The sequence below is a fragment of the Sphingobium sp. IP1 genome (assembly GCF_002708645.1).
GTDB classification, from domain to species: domain Bacteria; phylum Pseudomonadota; class Alphaproteobacteria; order Sphingomonadales; family Sphingomonadaceae; genus Sphingobium; species Sphingobium yanoikuyae.
Window position 1 is genome coordinate 1 of the sequence record NZ_NOIW01000032.1, and the last position, 17,509, is coordinate 17,509.

Consider the following 17,509-nt stretch of genomic DNA (forward strand, 5'->3'; position numbering starts at 1 on the left):
GTGGTGACCGCCAGCCCGATGCCTGACAGAGCCGTGCCGCTGCGCAGCAGATAGGCGCCGTTGCCGTAGAGCGCGACCGTGCCCTGGGCGCCGTTCAGAATATGTCGCTCGAACCCCTCGGGGATGATGACCACGGCCCCTGCGCCGGTCGTCTCGAGCCAGAGCCGGGCGGCTCCTGGAGAGGCCGGGCGCGCGGCAAGATCGGCCTGCTGGAGCGCTGCGATCCGGCGCACGAGACTGCGGCTTGCGCCGCTGTCGTCGAGATCGACGACGGCCACCGGAATGCGGACCGCGACCTCCCCGGAATAGGCTGAAGGGTAGAAGAAGGAATAGAGGATCGTCGACACGACGATCAGCATGAAGGCGGAGCGGTCGGAGAGAACGGCGCGGAAGGTAGCGAGGAAGGCGCGGCCGATCATCGTCGTCCCCAGACCTCCGGGCTCATCCGCGCCGAGACATAGCGCGGCAGCCCGGCGCCCGAGCCGACGACGAGAAAGGCAAACAGCGCCAGGATCGATCCAAGAGATGCGAGCACGGGTGCGCCGATCATCCATTGCTCCGCGACCAGCCGCGCGAAGCGGGTAAAAGGCAGCAGCGCGCTCCATAGCCGGGCGAAGGCGGAGGCCGACTCGATCGGGAAGATCGCCCCGGCGAAGGCGAAGGAAGCGCCCGCATAGAGGGCGGTCATCGACAGCGCCTGCCCCATGGAAAGGGTGGCCCCGACGATGAACAAGGCCATGCCCGCATAGGCGAGATAGAGGGCGAGATAGCCGCCCATCAGCATCGCCACGCTCCCTTGCACGGGCCAGCCCCGGTAGACCGCGAGATAGCCGGTCGCAAGCGCCCCCCAGAGCAGGAAGATGAGGATATAGGGCGCGATCTTGCCGGCGACGGCGGCGACCGCCTCGCCTCGAGGCCCTGCAAGCCATGCTCCGATGGTCCCGTCCCGCAGCTCGCGACCGAGCGCGCTCACGACCGCGATCATGAACAGCAGGTGCAGGAGTGCGGGGTGGATCAGGGCGACGAGTTGCAGCTCGTAACTGGTCTGCGGGTTGTAGAGGATCCGGCTCTGCACGCTCACCGGCTGCGGCCGCACACGCGCGGGACCGGCGATCGCGGCGCTTTGCTCCCCGGCCAAGGCCTTTGCGTGGGCCTGGACCACGGTGCCGACTTCACGCAACACCGAACCCGAGGGCGTGGAATAGCTCGCATTGTAGAAGAGGAGGATCTTGCCGGTCTCGCCGCGCAGCACGGTGCGCTCGAGATCACGCGGGATCAGGACCACGGCATAGGCGGCGTTGGAGCGGACCAGATGCTCGGCCTGTGCCATGTCCGGTGGCCGCGCCGCGACCTTGAGCCCGGGTGACGCCTCCAGCTTGCGGGTGAGGTCGCGCGCGACGCCGCCGCCGTCCTCGTCGACCACGACGATCGGCAGGTTCCGCATGACGCCTGCCGACAACTGGACCGCGACGATCGCCAGCAGCAGCAGAGGCAGCCAGGTGACCAGCGCCAGATCCCAGACGCTGCCGCGCAGGAAGGCGGTTTCGCGCCGGGCGCTATCGACGAAGGCCCGGATCATTGCGGCCAGTCGAACAGGACCGTCATGCCGGGACGCAGCCCATCGACCCGCGACACGGGCGACAGGCGCACGTCAAAGCTCTTCACGTCAAAGCCGCTCGACTGGCGGGTCGCGCGCCATGTCGCGAAATCGCCGGCGGGCGCGATGTAGAAGACCCGAAACTGGGCGCAACGATCGCCGAGCGCAGGTATGCGGCCGGTCAGGACCCGTCCCCGGCGGATCGCACTGAACTGATCTTCTCTCAGGGTGAGCGTCACCCAGGGATGATCGATGTCGGTCAGGACGAAGACGGGAAATCCCTGCGGCACGAGTTCGCCCGACTGCGCCAGCCTGCGTCCGATCTCACCGTCCGACGGCGCGAACACCCGGGTTTCCTTCTCGGCCGCCTCGACTTCGGCCAGGGCGCCGCGCGCCTGGCGCACCTGTCCGCTCGCGGCCTGCCGATCCTGTCGCCGCGCCCCGGCCAGCGCCAGATCATATTGCGCGCGCGCCGCTCGGGCCGCTTCATTGGAGGCCAGGGCGTTTGCGCGGCTCTCGTCGCGTTTCTGCCCCGCCAGCACACCCTGTTCAAAGAGGCGCTCGGTGCGCTGATAGGTGGTCTGGGCGAGGTCCGCCGCCGCCTGCGCGCGTCGCCACTGGGCCTCGGCAGCCCGGATATCCTCCGGCCGTGCGCCTTCATCGGCCTTGTCCGCATTCGCCTGCGCGGCGGCGAGCGCGCCGCCGGCCTGTTCGGAGCGGGCTTCGACCTCGGGACTGTCGAGCGTATAGAGCAGCTGTCCCGTCTTCACCGGCTGGCCTTCCTCGACATGAAAGGCCGTGATCCGAGCCGAGACCTTGCTCGTGATCCGCAGTTCGCGGGCCTCGACCATGCCCTGGAGCTGATCGGGAACCGGGCGATAGGCCAGCCAGAGACCGAGGCCGAGAATGACCACGACGAGGAAAGCAATGAGCGGCAGCAACTTGCGCTTCCGCCCGGTCGGAACCGGCGGAGCCGTCTCGTCCGGGGTGACCAGGGTTTCCGATGTGGCGGTCATGGCGTGACCCTTTCACCCTGGTCGATATAGTCCGGCAATGTGGCGATCTGACCGCTGACGTGGAGAAGCTGGGCGAGCGCGACAACGAAATCATATCCGGCCTGGGCGCGCTGGATCCGGGAGCGGGCAAGACCGAGCTGCGCATCGATCACGTCGAGCGAGGTTGTCTGCTGCTCCTGATAGCCGAGGGTCTGGACCCGCAGATTCTCCTGCGCCGCAGTGATGGCCGTGTCGGTCAGCTCAAACCGCCGTCGCGCGGCTTCCGCATCGTTCCAGGACCGCGTGACGCCGATTTCGATCTGGGTGCGGGCTTCGCGCAGGCCCGCATTGGCTTGCGTCACCGTTTCCCGCGCGGCCTGCACCGCTTGCGAGCGGCCCACACCGGAGAAGAGCGTGTAGCGCAGCCCGACGCCCACCGACCAGTCGGGATCGGTCAACAGCGTGTCGCGCCGATCGAAATTATACTGGGCGAAGCCATAGATCGTAGGCCGGAGCTTGGCGCGCTGAAGGGCCACCCCCGCTTCAGCCTGGTCTTCCAGCGCGCCGAGCCGATCCAGTTGGGGATGGGCGCGCAGGGCCGCGTCCACATAGGTGTCGAGCGAACGGAGCGGCTGACGGATCACGAAGATCGGGGAGACGGGATCGACGCCGGACGGCGCCCGCAGCGCGCCGGCAAGCGCTACCTGCGCACTCGCGAGATCGGCCTGCGCCTTTTCCAGTTCGCGCGCGGCGTCGTCGCGCGCTACCTGCGCCTGGAGGCGTTGGGCCCGGCTTATGAACCCTTCCTGTTCGAGCTTGAGGGCGTCCGCGACATGCCGCTCTAATCCCGCAAGCGCATCACGGCGAACATCGCGCACGCGCTCGAGCAACTGCTGGCCGAAATAGAGCTGGGTCATCTGCAACAGACCGTTGTCGATGACGATCTGGCGTTCGGCGCGCGACTGTCCCAGTTGCGCCGCGGCGCCCGCCTGGGCGGCGGGAATCTGGCCGCCGGAATAGAGCGGCAGCGTCGCCGTCACGATCGGCCGGGTGCTGGTGCGCTCGATCTCGAAGCGCAGGGGGTCAGAGATGGAATAATCCTGGGCCACGTCCGCCAGCGGGCCGAGCGGCAGATAGAGGGTTTTCTGATAGCGGATCATCTGTCCTTCGAACTCGACGGTCGGACGCCGCAACGTGCTCGTGGAGCCTTTCTGGGCCTCCTTGCTGCGCACATCGGCGTCGGCGCCCTGGATCGCGTCCGACCGCTCGAGCAGCCTCGCCTGGGCGCTTCGATAATCGAGATCAAGCCTGTCGATCGTTTGCGCCTGCGCGCCCTGACAGACCGCAGTCGCCAGCGCGGCAACCAGCATCGAACATCGCAAGGTCATGAAGAACGTCTCCTGCTCCCGCACGGTAACGTTGACATCCAAACGACTCAATACATATTTGTATCGAAATGCTCCCGCCCGTGATCCCGTGAGCCGCCGCCCGGCACGAACGCGCCCGACCCGGGCGCAGACCCGGGAGCGCATCCTGGATGGCGCTCTCGAGGCCTTCGCCGAACGTGGCTTCCATGGCTCCACCCAGGAAGATATTTGCGAGCGCGTCGGTCTGAGCCGGGGGGCCTATAATTCCAGCTTCCGATCCAAGGACGAATTGTTCTTCGCCCTCTATGACCGGGTGATCGAGCGCTTGCAGTCGAGGCTGGAGGAGGCGACCGCTTGCGCCCTGTCCATGCCCGGCTCGACGGCCGACAATTTCCTCAAGGCCTTTATCGTCAGCTATCCGTTCGATCGGGACTGGTATCTGCTCCAGGCCGAGTTCGGCCTCTATGCCCTACGCCATCCTGCCATGGCGAGCCACTATGCCGAACGGCAAGGACGGATCCTCGCCATCATCGAGGGCGCGCTCGCCGACATCCTTCGCGAGGACTCCCGCATCGTTGCCCGGGGCCTCCCGCGCATCGCGCGACTGATCCTGGCTGTCCACGAGGGAAGCATGTTCCAGGGCCTGCTCGAACCGCACGAGGTCGCAAGCGGAGAGCTTCTGGACTTTCTCGTGGATCTCATGCTGGCGAGGGCGGCAACGAGAGTCGACTAAGAATGGATTGCTGATCTTGCCTTGCGGGAGGCCGCGCAACAGCATGCCTGCCTCTATTTGTGACGTGGGAGATCGTTTAGTGAAGGAGACCGCGCTGTATCGCCGTGGCGACGGCCTGGGTGCGCCTGTTGACAGCGAGACACTTGAAGATCGCGCGAAAATGCCATTTTACGCCATCTTCGCCGATACCCAATATGTTGGCGATCTCCGCGCTCGTAAGACCATCCCGCGCCAGGCCGAGGATATGGAGTTGGCGGCGAGACAGGTCGGATCCTTCGGTATGTTGTGAACTCGGCAAGTGATGTTGTGCTGCGGACCGATCAAACCTCGCCTTTACGGCCCATCCCGCGTGAATATGCTCCAGGATATTCCGGAACTCCCGCGCTGTTTCCTTCAGTCCTGTGCTGTCGCGAATTTCCGAGGCCTCTTCCGCTGACCGTATGGAAAGTTGCAGCGCCTCTTTACGTAGATGCAGCACCGAACGCAGCATGAGGGTTTTGAGTATGATATGTTGCCATCCTGCCCTGCGGATGCGGGCCAGGATACGGTCCGTCAATTGGCGCGCGAGGTGATCCTTCCCGTCGGCAAGCGCCCGCGTCGCAGACAGAAGCATGCACTCGACGTCCGCAATGGCGAGGTGAGCCGAAGTGATGGCGTCGTTCCTGGGAATATTGGGGATGGTGACCGATCGACCCGACGCGATTTCATGTTCCGCAGTCAGGATATCGGCCATGAGTTGCAGTCGCGGCATGTGGTCGCGTACGGCTTTCACGTCCAGTTCGGTCAGGATTTTTTCGCAGAGGTCCGCATCTCCGGCCAGACGAGCGGCCCGTAATATGGCCCGTGCCGTATGAATGCGGACGTCGACGATCTGGTCGCAGAAAAGCAACGGCCATTCCAGTTCTGCCAGAGGCACGCCGCTTTCGGCCAGCACAGCGAGGCGCAATGTTTTCAGCGTCTGCTCGGCGACCGGGGAGACCATATCCGTCAGATGCGCGTCGATCCTATTTCGTGCGGGAATGATCTGCCCCTGCGTCAGCAGGAGCAGCACTTCGGCAATCTTTGCCCAGTCGCGGGAAAAGCCCTGATCGGCCAGGGCACAGGCTTGATCCAGTAGGGGACGTAGTGCCGCGAACTCGGCCGCGTTCGACTGGCTCGCCACGATGCTCGCGAGGCAGGCCAGGGCGGAGGCCTTCATCATCGGATTTTCCCGGGCGTGCAGCTCGAGCCATTGCCGGCAGAGCATTTCCGCCCGGACGACATCGTCCCTCAGCGCCGCTGTCGTCGCACCGAGCAGCGTCAGCAATTCCTCATGCGCATCCGTGCGTGACAGCAACTTCAAAAGGTGCGTCGCCCCTGCATGCTGCTGCTGGAAGGAAAGGGCCCATATCTTTCCCAGGCCAGCCATGGGATTGGTCAGCAACGCTGTGTCGGGCACGCCCTCGAGCCAATGGGCCAACTCATCGATACGGCCTTGTCGCAGGGCGACATCCATGACGATCTCACCGCCCAGCCCCCGCGCCCAGGCCGGATCGCCGGCCCGCAGCGAAAGCGCTATCGTTTGCGCTGGCCGGCCGGCGCGCCAGTGATGAAAAGCCGCACGTTTTAGAAGATGGCTTGGAGAGGAACGAAGCTGCGACTGTCCGCTCAAGGCAAGATGGTGTCGCAGCGCCGGATTGAGCGCAAACATTCCGTCACTGTCCGGCCTCAATAGGAGGCATTCGCGTTGCGCACGTGCGATCCATTGCGCGCCGTCGTGGACGCGCAGGGCAAAATCGTGGCTTTCGGCATCGAGGGGAGCGATTAATGCCGCCTTTTTCAGCCATGTGCGCAGAGCGGGCGATAAGGGCGCCAACACCATCTGATCGAGATAACAGATGATCTCGGGCCATAAATGCAGTGGCTGCATCCGGTAGGATACACGGCCCGCGATGCGGCACAATGCGGGCCAACCCTGTGTGTCCGATATGATCCGGTCGAGGGCTGAAGGGACCCGGATCAATTCCTTCAGATCCTGGGCGCGGCAGGCCAGGGCATCGGGGCCGACTTCCTGCCAGTCAGCGTTGAGGACGCCAAATCCCCAGGGGGCGGAGGTTGCAAGGACCGCTCGCCAATCATCGGGAAGAGCATCCATCATGTCTCTTGTCAGCGTTTCGAGATGCGGCGCTTCCTGAACATCATCGAGGCAAATAATCCCGGGCCTGTCCTGATGCCATATCCATTGGAGAATGGACTCGATGTCCGCGGCGGTTCCGGCCTGAAAGGCGAGGCGACGCAGGGTGCCCTTCTTTGTGTCGTCGCTTGCAAGACTTGCCCAAAGCGCCGGGCGACCAGTGTCCGCCGCCTCCTTCCAACCGGCCGCGAGCGTCGCCGATTTGCCGTAGCCGCAAGGTGCGCGCAGCAGGCTGACGCGCGCGGTCAATTCCACACGGCGAAGTGCCGTTTCCGCCAGTCGCGAAAGCAGCGTTGGAGTCCATTCGGTTCCCAGGCATGTCGGGTCGATACTACATGTTCGTGTAGTTCCCTATTGCTTTTGCGCTCGTAAGACTCGCGCGAAGGTCATGTTTTCGACGAGAATGAAATGATTGAAGAGAGCCATTCGATTTCGCAGGAACCCTGTGATGGCCGCCCGGTGGAAATGCTCTTCACCGCGCAAAAGGCAATGTCGGACGAGCGCCGGATGCGCTTTGGCCTTGCTGAAAGACGCGCTGCGCTGGCGCGCCTCGCGGCTGCCATACGAAAGTTCGAAGGGGAGATCGTCCAGGCCATGGCGACCGACTTCGGCAAGCCGGAGGCCGAAGTGTTTCTGACGGAAATTCTTCCGGTCATGCAGGAAATCCGCCACAGCCGTCGTAATCTGCGCCGATGGATGCGGCCAGTCCATGTCGGACCGACATTGATCGGTTTCGGCACGGCCGGACGGATCGTGCCGCAGCCACGCGGCGTGTGCCTTATCATCGCGCCCTGGAATTACCCATTCAATCTCTGCCTGGGGCCGCTTGTGTCCTGCCTTGCTGCCGGCAACAGCGCTATCCTGAAGCCTTCGGAGATGACACCTGCTACCTCGGGCGTCATCGCGCGGCTGATCGCCGACACATTTCCGCCAGACTTGGTTACCGTCGCCCTCGGCGGGAAGGAGATGTCTCAGGCCCTGCTCGCGCGGCCCTTCGATCATATCTTCTTCACCGGCAGCCCCGAGGTCGGGAAAGTCGTAATGCAGGCAGCCTCCCGCCACCTGACCTCCGTTACGCTGGAACTGGGTGGCAAGTCGCCCACGATCGTGGGACCGGATGCCGACATAGAGACGGCCGCCAGTTGGATCGCCTTCGGCAAATTCTCCAATGCCGGTCAAACCTGCATCGCGCCCGATCATGTGTTCGTCCACGCTTCGATCCGCGACCGGTTCGTGGAAGCGCTGCGCCGCCGGATCGCCGCCGCTTATGGTTCGGGCATGACGAGCCCCTATCTCGCAAGGATCGTCAATGATCGCCATGCGGACAGACTGGGGGGCCTGATTGCGGATGCCCTGGCCACGGGCGGGCGGATCATTGTCGGCGGCGAAAGGCAGGGAAGGGCGCTGGCGCCCACAGTGCTGGAGGCGATCGCTCCCGAGGCGGCGATCGACCATGAGGAGATATTCGGTCCCGTCCTGCCGGTCCTGACCTATGATGACATTGAAACCGTGATCGGTCGGATCAACGCAAGACCCAAGCCGCTGGCGCTTTATGTGTTCGATCGTGACCGGGCGAGAGTGGATCATATCCTGGCGGCCACGACTTCCGGCAGTGCAGGCGTCAACCTTACCATCGTCCAATACGTCCACGATCATCTGCCGTTCGGCGGTGTGAACAATTCCGGGATCGGGGCGGCACATGGCCATCACGGGTTCCGGACTTTCAGTCATGAGCGCGCCGTTCTCCAGAACCGCTTCTCCGCTCTGCCTCTCGTCTTTCCTCCCTATTCGGGCCGGGCAGCGCGTCTGATCCGACTTGCCAAACGCTTTCTGGGGTAAATCCATGTACGACTATATCACGATAACCGATAGCCTAACTATCTAAATTAACGTGGCTTTTCCTGCCTTCTGGCGGTCGCCAGCATCTCACGGCGAAGTATGGCGTTCATGCGGGCTTGGTAGCCCTTACCCTGCGATTTGAGCCAGGCGAGCACATCAGCATCAAGGCGTGCCGTCACCTGCTGCTTGATGGGCTTATAGAAGCGCCCACGCTGCCCGTTCCGCCAGAAATCCTCTGTCAGCGCCGGAGAGTCGCTATAGTCGATCCCGCTATCCGGCATCGCCTGCAGGGCATCCAGTTCGGCCTGTTGCGCTTCGGTCAACGGCGGCAGATTGTCCGGATCGAGTTGGAAACGGACGGTATCAGCGTCTTTCTTCTTCATAACGTCGCCTTTCCGTTCGATCGGCCTTTCGAGCCGAAATGATATGAATGATCTCCACATACTCGCCGTCATCGTCTTGCTCGACGACAGTGTGGGCCACGAGGAGGAGCAGATGCCCTTCCACGAGGCCCAAGGTTTGTCATCGTCGCTCGCCACCTTCGATCCGATCCTGATCGCTCAGCGCGAAAGGATCTGTGAACGCACGAGTAGCGATCGCAAAGCTGACGCCGTGCTTCTTCAGATTGCTCTCGGCTTTGGCCGGATGCCAGGAGAAGCGCATGGATGGCATTACGGAAATATAATTATGTTTTTGTCGTTACGCAAGGCGCGGCGGTTTGAGCCATCCGGCCCGCGCGAGCGTATCTGCGAGGGTCGATCGGGGCACGTTGAACGTGCGGCTGATCGACGACTTGCTAGCGCCACCGGCAAGGGCGGCGGTGATCTGATCGAGCTTTTCCGCATCGATCGTTCGCGGGCGGCCACCGTAGCGCCCACGCCGTCTGGCGGCCGCAAGGCCTGCCATGATGCGCTCGCGCGTCAATGCCCGTTCATACTGGGCCAGCGCGCCGAACAGCGAAAACAGCAGCTCGCCATGCGGCGTTCCCGTGTCCATCTGCTCGGTCAATGACCGGAATGACACGTCACGCTCCCTGAGATCGGTCAGGATCGACAGCAAATGCGGCAGGGAGCGGCCGAGCCGATCCAGTTTCCACACGACCAGCGTATCGCCGGCTGCGAGATATTCGAGGCAGGCCCGCAGGCTCGCCCGGTCCTCGCGAGCGCCGGATGCCTTGTCGGAATAGAGATGCCGGCTATCGACGCCGGCTGCGATCAGCGCATCGCGCTGAAGATCGACCGATTGCCGGTCATCTGTGGAAGAGACGCGCATGTAGCCTATAAGCATGTCGGAAAACCCCTGATAGCTTGTTGTGGGACAGTCCTCCTTTCCGGCAGAGTTTATCGGACGCTACGGATTTTGGGCGTGCGTAGATTGCTGGAATTTCCGGGGGGATGCCTGCTAGCGGCGGAATGTGTCGTCGGGCGCATCAGGCGGGGCGCTTATCGTGTGATTTCCATTAGGTTAATCTGTTCGTGCAGCCGCTGCCGCAGCGGACCGTCTTCTGGCCGCGACGATCAATAACGGATTATCCGCCTGCTTACGCTGACCAAGTCGCATGCCCGTCGCCGAATTGATCCCGTGGCGGCTGCACACATCGCTGTCGCCATGCCCGCTTCCTGCTCCGCGCCTCTTCAATTTATCGTAGAAGCTTTTGATGTGTCTTATTAAAATCCTTGGCTTGCCGCTCTCGGTCAGACGATGATTGGACGGATTTCAGTTCACTTTCGTCCATATCTGCGATTTGCACATGATCCGCCCTGTCAGGCACCCCTTTCCCTCCATCCGCCGATCGTCGAGCGTGGTGATTGTTCCAGAGAAGGTTTGGCCGATGTCGGGTACAAAAACACTGCCGCGCCACACGCCCTTCTTTTCAGGAACAAAATCGCGAAACAGGATCAGACCTACCAGATCGTTTGTCCCGCCGCGCCGCGCATCCGCCTTGGCTTTGTCACTTGCCCAGACCACGACCCCGCACATTCTGCTTCCGCACGGCTGGGCTCGCACATGTACGCTGTCCTGCGGATTCTTCCACACTCCGAAAGAAGCGCGCTGTGCCTCGACGGACGCAGATGCTGCAAGTAGCAGCATGGCTGCCAATACGAAACTGAACCTCATCGCCATTCTTCCTCAAGGCCGGATCATCATTTGCGCGACATTTTCCGCGATCGCCATGGTAGGCGCGTTAGTGTTGCCCGACACGATCGACGGCATGATCGATGCATCGACCACGCGCAAACCGTCAATGCCACGTACACGGGCTGCCGGATCGACCACGGATGCCGAGTCACTGCCCATGCGGCATGTTCCTACCGGATGATAGATTGTTTCAGCGCGCGCGCGGATGTCGTCGATCAGAGCCTCGTCGGTCTGGACCGCGGGTCCCGGTCGCACCTCCTCGCGCAAGTGACGGGCGAGCGCCGGCGCATGAAGGAGCTTGCGGGCTAGCTTCGCGCCATTCAGCAAGACGCCCACATCATCGGGATGACTGAGATAATTGCCCTCTATGCGCGGATGAGCCGTGGGATCGGCGATCTTGAGCCCGATCCTGCCGCGGCTCTTCGGTAGAAGGTCGCAGACATGCACGGTCATTCCGTAGCCGAAGGCTGTCTTGCGGCCATGGTCACGCAGGATCGCCGGCAGGAAATGGAATTGAAGATTGGGCCGCTCCCGGCCGGCGTCGGATTTGAGGAAAGCGCCGCCCTCCGAGGCATTTGACGTCATGCGCCGCGTATCGCACGAGGCAGGAAACTGTGCGCCACCCCAAATCCTTCGCGATCGGCCGTGGTTGCCACAGCCGTATAGTCGAGGTGATCGGCGAGATTGGCTCCGACTTCGGGCGCATCCAGAACGATCTCTATGCCATGCTGCCTGAGTTCGCTCGCCGAGCCGACGCCCGACAGCATCAGAATCTGCGGCGAATTGACCGCGCCAGCCGAAAGGATCACCTCTCCACCGGGGCGCAGCAGCAGGTCCCGGCCGCCGACGCGGACCCCGATGGCGCGACGGTCCTTGAACAGTATCCGTTCGACGAGGCCGTTCGTTTCGATGGCGAGATTCTTGCGCGAGCGAGCCGGATCGAGAAACGCTCGCGCCGTGCTGAACCGTTGCCCGTCTTTCTGGGTCACCTGATAGACACCAAAGCCTTCCTGGCTCACGCCATTGAAGTCGGGATTTCGCGGGTAGTGCAGTTCCACCCCAGCTTCGACGAAGTCTTCCGTAAGTGGGTTCACTCGCCCAAGATTGGAGACGCAAAGTGGCCCGGCATTGCCATGATGCTCGTCGTGGACAGCCTGATTGTTTTCGAGCGCGATAAAAAGCTCGCGCATGCGCGGCCAGTCCCAGTCAGCTCCGGCGGCCGCCCCCCAGCCCTCATAGTCCGCCCGATCGCCGCGAATGTAGACCATTGCATTGATCGAGCTGCTGCCACCCAGCGTCTTGCCGCGCGGCCAATAGAGCCGCCGGTTGTTAAGGTGAGGCTCGACTTCGGTCTCACAGTTCCAGTTCACCCATCCCGTGCGGGCAATGACGCCGACGCCAAGCGGCATGTGAATGAAGGGATTGCGATCGCGCGGCCCCGCCTCGATGAGGCAGACAGCTTTATCCGAATCAGCAGAAAGGCGGTTGGCCATGACGCAGCCGGCCGAGCCGCCGCCAATGATGTGGTTTCCGTCAGCGCCGAACCGTAACATCTAGCTACTCCTCTTCTATCCCCATCGCTTTCAAGTCCAATCCCAATTCCTTTAAACTGGGCAGGGGAGGAGGATCGAAGGCTACCAGTGCATCGATAAAGTCATGAAAGCTGTCGTATACGGGGGTTATCGCCCTAGAAGGCAGAGCTTCATCGTGCAGCCATACGGATATCTTTCCATCAATTCTGTCAATTAACAGCATATTACCCAGACCGATTTCCGCAAAAACCACAGATGTTTTTGGAATCTGCATGGATAATTGTTCGTCTATGCGAATTATTCCTAAGCTTCCGTCAACAGGGCCATATATAACTGAAACGCCAATTCTTCCTGAATCATCGGAATAGGCGCATTTTTCCGCAGGAAATTCAACATCCTTATTGAAAACTATCGCTGATCCGAATTCAATAAATAAATCACGAAGCTCAGACGGCAGCAATATTCTTAATGAACTCTCTATCTGGTCTAATTCGATCAAAGAATCTCCCGGCATGTGGAGTGATTCTGCATCGAATGATGGATCAAACTGAAAGGTCATATATTTTCTGCCTTACATCATTAGGGCGTCGCTATCGTGTCCGTTCCGCACCGCGCCTCAATCACGCCACCTGATTGGTATAGCCGTTAGCTGAGGGGCACGACAATCAGGTCAATCTTGGCGCGTCGATGCTTTGATTGGTGCTGCGCTCCATCTACGATTGAATATCCGCCATCCGACTAAGCCCGCGACAACGCCCAGCAGGCCGCCCACGAGATAGGCGGTTGGCGCATCATTCGGCACAAAAAAGAAGCCGCCAGCAACATAGCCGCCGATTACGGCGGTGCGTGTCACCGCACCATAGATCGCGGCGACCTTGCCATGATCGGCGGGCGGGCATTCCGACTGGAACAAGGTTCGGACAGCGACGTTGTGGATGCTGTTTGCGCCGCCGCCTAGGATGAAGGCGACGGCAACGATTGCCAGCCCGATCGGCGCAAGGCCGATCCACAGCATGGTCGCGCCCATGACAGCGGCCGTGCCGAACGCCGCCAGTCCGACCCTATGGCCAATAACCCTTTCGGCCAGCCCAGCGCCGATCAACATCCCAACCGCCCATAGTGCCGTCAGCATTCCAAACGCGGTCGGCCCGCTCCCAGCGTCACCATCACGAGAAACACGAAAGCAACGTCGGCTATGGCGGTCGCAAACACTTCGAGGCTGAGCGCACCCGTAACCACCATCAACCGTCGATTGCGGAGCAGCGGCAGGTAGTCCGCGAACAGGGTCTCTTCCTCCTGATCGTCCCGTTGTGGCTTGCGGCGAAGCCTGCTCGCCATCACGACGAGGGCCAAAAGGGCATAACTGGCGGCATCGGCTAAAAGCGCATTGCGCGATCCGATCCATCCCACCAGTACGCCCCCAGCGACTGGACCAGCGAGCATTCCAAGGCTGCGAACCATTTCCATAAGGGAATTGGCGAGTGCGAGGTCATTCCAAGCCGCTCGCCAGCACTGCAATCAACGCGAATGTTGCGGCGCTGCTGATCGTGAACAGCACGCTCAACAGCGCGGCCCCGGCGAGCGTGAACATGGGATAATAGGCGATAAATGCTATCACGCCCGCTTGCAGAACTGACACCATGACCAGAATGCGGGCCGCCTCCCGGCGGTCGATCAAGCGGCCCGCCCAGGGTGCGGCGATCAGACCGGGTAGCAGCTCCGCGGTCAGCAGCGTCGGCACCGCATAGCCGGATGCGTTCTCGGCAGTGCGGAACATCAACGTCAGCAACGTGATTTCATCGCCGGTCGTCGAAATCGTAAGCGCCACAAGGACCAACCATCCCCAGCCTTGCCGAAACTCAACTCCCACTCACTTAACCTTCCGCACAGCCCCGCACTTTCCGGGTCACTCTGCACACTTCAAATCTCAACCGACAATCAGGTGAATAGCTTTAGCGTCGTTCTGCCAACCACTTAAGCGCCGATAGGCTTGGCATGAACAGATATTCGCCTCCCTTCATGACATTGAAGGTCTGCACACCGTCGATGCGCTTGCGCGCAGGCGCCTGCGGGATCGTGAACCGGCCGTCCTCCTCATGCAGACCAACGATTGGATCGCGCTCCTCGCCGAGGTCGACGAAATTGCCGCGGTTGATCCATTCCTGCTGCATGAACTCGATCGTGTCGTAAGCGCGCGCGCTTATGAAGATGAAGAACAGGCCGCGATCGCCTTTGGCATCGTCTTTCGGCGCCACATCCTCGGAATAAACCGGCCCGAAGGTCGAGGAACGGCGGATGATGCGGTGAATGTTGACGTCGGTGAGCAGTGTCAGCTCGGAATCGCGGGGATTGAGCCGGCGCATATGACAGCCGAGCGGCACGACGCGGCCTTTGGGGTCGTCCTTGAAATTGAAGTCGTTGTTGCGCTGCGGATCGGCGCCGAGGTCCGGGTCGTCATGATCCTGCGACAACGTCAGTGGAGCGCCTGACCGCCAGCGACCGAACATCTTGGCGGCAAGACGTTCGCGGTCCTCCGCCGTCTCGCCATGGGCCTTGAGGAAGGCGTTGAAGCAGCCGACCCGGCTGTTGTACTTGCGCAGGACGACGAAGGTGCCGTTCTTTCCCAGCGCCGCAGGTTCAGGCATGCCGAGCGGCTGGCCGTTCTCGCTCTCGTATCCAAGGATGAACTCGCCCGCCTTGATCGCGCGTTCCTCGCCGGGCAGCGGATCGACGCCGCTGCCTTCGACGGCGGGCTGGGAGATCGAATCCCGGAAGCCGAACGGGTTTTTCGCGCCGTCCGGCGCGCCGAAGCGATGCTCGCCGATCAAGGTGACGCCGCTGCTCTGGTCGAGTTCGGATCGCGCGGTCGCCAGCGCCTTGTCGAGCGCCGCATCGTCGACCGCGTAGATGGTCAGCGCGAGATGGCAGTTGCCCGGCTTGAACACGTCCTCCCAGTTTTCCGGCGCGTTGGGTCCGAAGTCGCGGAGCTGCTCCGAGCGCGCCGCCATGCCCTGCTGAAAGGGGAGCGGGAATGTCTTGAGCTGCGCTTCAGGAACGCCGAGCGCCTTCAGTCCCTCGAAGCTGAGTGCAGCGCCTATCCAGAAATCGAGATCCTCGTTCCAGTTGTCGGCGGATGCGATATGGGGCGCGAGCCGGCCCAGCAAAGCGCGCGCGCCCTCGGCCTCGTCGAAATGGAGCATCGCATGGATGCCGACATAGGGCTCCGGCCGGCTTCGCAGGATCAGCGCCTGGATATCGTGCAGGTCGAGCGTAACGCTGTCCCTCGAGAAGCGCTCTTTCAGCTTTTGAAGGATCGTCATCGCTCAGCCCACCTTGTCCAGGAATTCGTTGACGGCATGTTCCATCCGCTGAAGCCGACGCACGTCGACGACCGTGACCTGCGGGTTGGCGACGAACCATCCGGCGGCGGTGATCTGATGTTCGGCGATGAAATCCTTGACCTTCGGGCTCGCGATGCCCGGCCAGCCTTCGACCGAGGCGAAGAGCAAATCCATCAGGTCAGGGATCTTGGTGGCGAAGTCGTTGATATAGGTGTCCCAGTCGCCGTCATAGGCGGTGGCGAACAGGATGCGGGTGTCGTTGTCGAAGAAGACGAACCGCATGTTGTGCAGGGTGCCGACCTTCTGCGCCCCGTCGAAATTGCCGTTCACGAGTCCGAAGATGCGTTTCAGCCGGTCCGCGCCGCCCGGCTTGAGGTTGGCGATGGCGGTGAGCTCGGAGACATTGCCGGACTGCGCGCCGACGCGACCGGCCGAGCCGGCCGTGCCCTTGAGGTCGGGATTGTGCTTCGTCACCATCTGCTCGAGCGCGAGCTTGGCGAGCTGCGGCGCGTCGCCGGCCACTTCCTCGATCCGCCGCCGGATGGCCTGAAGGCGGGTTTCGTCGATCTGCGGGTTTTCTTCGGTCTCGGCCATGACTGGCCTCCTTTCGTGATTGCGTGTGTCGATCGGTGCGTCAGTCCGGGATGGCGTCGATGTTTGTCGGCTCGACACGCGGCTGCGCGTTCATCTCATGGCGGTAGCGGGTGGATCGCTCATAGGCGGCGATGCGCACCCGCATGATCGATCCGAGCGGCTGGTGCTCGCGGATACCGTGCCAGGGATTGAACGACAGCACGTCATCGCCATAGACCCGCCGCGCCGGCGAATAGGCGTCCTGCGGCGGGATGCGCAGCGTGGCGATCGGCTGGTGTGGCGACAGCTCTTCGGGCCAGAGCACCGCCGCGTCCTCGACAGGCATCTTGTCGAGATCAGCGCAAAGTTGGGCGCGCAGTTGATACTCAGCACCCTGGTCGCGGAAATGCTCGACAACCAGATCGCGCATCGTAGAATCCTCCACTGTGCCGACGTCCTTGCCGGTGAGCGCGCGGACATTGTCGGAAAGCGGCGCGGCGCTGATCTTGGCGATGTGATCGCCAAAGCGGATCGCCGCCATCGAGTGATAGGTCTCGCCGAGCAGATGGTCGTTGTCGCGCGCGAGCCCGCGCAGCGTCGCGCCGGGCTCGACGCCGACCGCTTCGACCGCGGCTTCCACGCCACGCGCCACCCCGGCCATGGCGCGTTGGAGGAAGCCGGGGTTCTGCGCATTCTTCTCCAGAAGGCCAATGAGCTGGCGATATTTGCCGATCGTGCCGAAGCTCAAGACCGGTATGTTGACCAGCAGGAAATCCTGATTGCGGCCCTGGTCGTCGGGCAGAAGCCGCTCTCCCTCCACGCCGATGACCTTGATCGCCATGCCGCGTGGGGCGGGGATGGTGTCCGAGTGGATATCTCCGGGCGCTGATGAGAGGCGGATCACCACGGAATAGGTGGCCGGGCGAGCGAAAAGCCCCTGGCGCAGATGCTCCGGCAGTTCCGGGACGACGAGTTCGCCCTTCAGGAACCCGTGGCTCTTGGCATGGGCGTCGCGCACCGCATGCCGATGGCGCTCGAACGCCTTGCGGTTGGTGCTCGCCATGATTTCGAGGATTTCGGCGGTGAGCCGCTCCTCGTCTTCGCCGAGCACTTCGACGCTGGTGGAGTAGGGGATATAGGTCTCAGCCAAGGGCGATCCTTCGAACCGGATTTTCGTTGCATTCGAGATATCAGGTGATATCTGGTTTTACGGTGAACGC

General features: G+C 62.3%; 20 protein-coding genes. 2 read left to right on the forward strand and 18 right to left on the reverse strand.

The window, feature by feature from the left end:
* The 4 genes from CG471_RS13075 to CG471_RS13090 all read right to left on the reverse strand — a co-directional run.
* On the reverse strand, window positions 1-419 hold a 419-nt coding region (locus CG471_RS13075; protein WP_143560204.1), incomplete at its 3' end, for an ABC transporter permease.
* Window positions 416-1,579 (reverse strand): ABC transporter permease, encoded by a 1,164-nt coding sequence (locus CG471_RS13080; RefSeq protein ID WP_099232134.1) that lies wholly within the window; start codon window positions 1,577-1,579, stop codon window positions 416-418. The genes CG471_RS13080 and CG471_RS13075, both read right to left, overlap by 4 nt.
* Window positions 1,576-2,613 carry an HlyD family secretion protein gene (locus CG471_RS13085; protein WP_004206989.1) on the reverse strand — a complete coding sequence of 346 codons (1,038 nt, stop codon included), beginning with the start codon at window positions 2,611-2,613 and terminating at the stop codon, window positions 1,576-1,578. Before CG471_RS13085 ends, CG471_RS13080 begins: the two co-directional genes overlap by 4 nt.
* Window positions 2,610-3,980, reverse strand: a complete 1,371-nt coding sequence (locus tag CG471_RS13090; RefSeq protein WP_025290596.1) for a TolC family protein — start codon at window positions 3,978-3,980, stop codon at window positions 2,610-2,612. The genes CG471_RS13085 and CG471_RS13090 overlap by 4 nt, the downstream gene beginning before the upstream one ends.
* Between CG471_RS13090 and CG471_RS13095 the strand changes: the two genes are divergently transcribed.
* Entirely contained in the window at window positions 3,979-4,692 is a 714-nt protein-coding gene (locus tag CG471_RS13095) for a TetR/AcrR family transcriptional regulator (protein ID WP_257211524.1), read from the forward strand. The genes CG471_RS13090 and CG471_RS13095 overlap by 2 nt on opposite strands.
* A 76-nt stretch (window positions 4,693-4,768) precedes the next feature.
* Here CG471_RS13095 and CG471_RS13100 read toward each other — a convergent pair whose 3' ends face one another.
* The gene (locus tag CG471_RS13100; RefSeq protein WP_099232136.1) at window positions 4,769-7,120 is read right to left on the reverse strand and encodes a LuxR C-terminal-related transcriptional regulator; all 2,352 of its coding nucleotides are present in this window, start codon (window positions 7,118-7,120) and stop codon (window positions 4,769-4,771) included.
* 153 nt (window positions 7,121-7,273) lie between these two features.
* On the opposite strand from CG471_RS13100, the gene CG471_RS13105 reads away from it, so the two are divergent.
* Window positions 7,274-8,704: an aldehyde dehydrogenase family protein gene (locus CG471_RS13105; protein ID WP_099232137.1), complete on the forward strand. Its 1,431-nt coding sequence runs from the start codon at window positions 7,274-7,276 to the stop codon at window positions 8,702-8,704.
* Window positions 8,705-8,751: 47 nt separating this feature from the next.
* On the opposite strand, the gene CG471_RS13110 is transcribed toward CG471_RS13105, so the two are convergent.
* The 13 genes from CG471_RS13110 to CG471_RS13155 form a co-directional block, all read right to left on the reverse strand.
* A complete protein-coding gene (locus CG471_RS13110; protein ID WP_004206995.1) occupies window positions 8,752-9,087 on the reverse strand; it encodes a BrnA antitoxin family protein in 336 nt (111 codons plus the stop codon).
* A gap of 139 nt (window positions 9,088-9,226) precedes the next feature.
* On the reverse strand, window positions 9,227-9,367 hold the full coding sequence (locus CG471_RS31275; RefSeq protein WP_257211525.1) for a BrnT family toxin: 141 nt from the start codon (window positions 9,365-9,367) through the stop codon (window positions 9,227-9,229).
* A gap of 36 nt (window positions 9,368-9,403) precedes the next feature.
* Window positions 9,404-9,991, reverse strand: a complete 588-nt coding sequence (locus CG471_RS13120) for a recombinase family protein (RefSeq protein WP_025290601.1) — start codon at window positions 9,989-9,991, stop codon at window positions 9,404-9,406.
* 429 nt (window positions 9,992-10,420) lie between these two features.
* Window positions 10,421-10,822: a DUF2147 domain-containing protein gene (locus CG471_RS13125; RefSeq protein WP_004207001.1), complete on the reverse strand. Its 402-nt coding sequence runs from the start codon at window positions 10,820-10,822 to the stop codon at window positions 10,421-10,423.
* A gap of 12 nt (window positions 10,823-10,834) precedes the next feature.
* On the reverse strand, window positions 10,835-11,296 hold the full coding sequence (locus tag CG471_RS31280) for a GMC family oxidoreductase (RefSeq protein WP_235209570.1): 462 nt from the start codon (window positions 11,294-11,296) through the stop codon (window positions 10,835-10,837).
* Between the two features lie 128 nt (window positions 11,297-11,424).
* Window positions 11,425-12,396, reverse strand: coding sequence for a GMC family oxidoreductase (locus CG471_RS31285; protein ID WP_257211526.1), 972 nt, complete (start codon window positions 12,394-12,396; stop codon window positions 11,425-11,427).
* A gap of 4 nt (window positions 12,397-12,400) precedes the next feature.
* A complete protein-coding gene (locus CG471_RS13135) occupies window positions 12,401-12,934 on the reverse strand; it encodes an SMI1/KNR4 family protein (RefSeq protein ID WP_099232138.1) in 534 nt (177 codons plus the stop codon).
* Window positions 12,935-13,045: 111 nt separating this feature from the next.
* The gene (locus CG471_RS31290) at window positions 13,046-13,480 is read right to left on the reverse strand and encodes a hypothetical protein (RefSeq protein ID WP_025290603.1); all 435 of its coding nucleotides are present in this window, start codon (window positions 13,478-13,480) and stop codon (window positions 13,046-13,048) included.
* 20 nt (window positions 13,481-13,500) lie between these two features.
* Window positions 13,501-13,842 carry an MFS transporter gene (locus CG471_RS31295; RefSeq protein WP_037490093.1) on the reverse strand — a complete coding sequence of 114 codons (342 nt, stop codon included), beginning with the start codon at window positions 13,840-13,842 and terminating at the stop codon, window positions 13,501-13,503.
* Between the two features lie 22 nt (window positions 13,843-13,864).
* On the reverse strand, window positions 13,865-14,203 hold the full coding sequence (locus tag CG471_RS31300) for a hypothetical protein (RefSeq protein WP_257211531.1): 339 nt from the start codon (window positions 14,201-14,203) through the stop codon (window positions 13,865-13,867).
* Between the two features lie 124 nt (window positions 14,204-14,327).
* Window positions 14,328-15,575 carry a Dyp-type peroxidase gene (locus CG471_RS13145; protein WP_257211527.1) on the reverse strand — a complete coding sequence of 416 codons (1,248 nt, stop codon included), beginning with the start codon at window positions 15,573-15,575 and terminating at the stop codon, window positions 14,328-14,330.
* A 123-nt stretch (window positions 15,576-15,698) separates the two neighbouring features.
* Window positions 15,699-16,310, reverse strand: coding sequence for a hypothetical protein (locus tag CG471_RS13150; protein WP_004207013.1), 612 nt, complete (start codon window positions 16,308-16,310; stop codon window positions 15,699-15,701).
* Window positions 16,311-16,350: 40 nt separating this feature from the next.
* Window positions 16,351-17,439, reverse strand: a complete 1,089-nt coding sequence (locus CG471_RS13155; RefSeq protein ID WP_180275700.1) for a catalase family protein — start codon at window positions 17,437-17,439, stop codon at window positions 16,351-16,353.
* Between the last annotated feature and the right edge of the window lie 70 nt (window positions 17,440-17,509).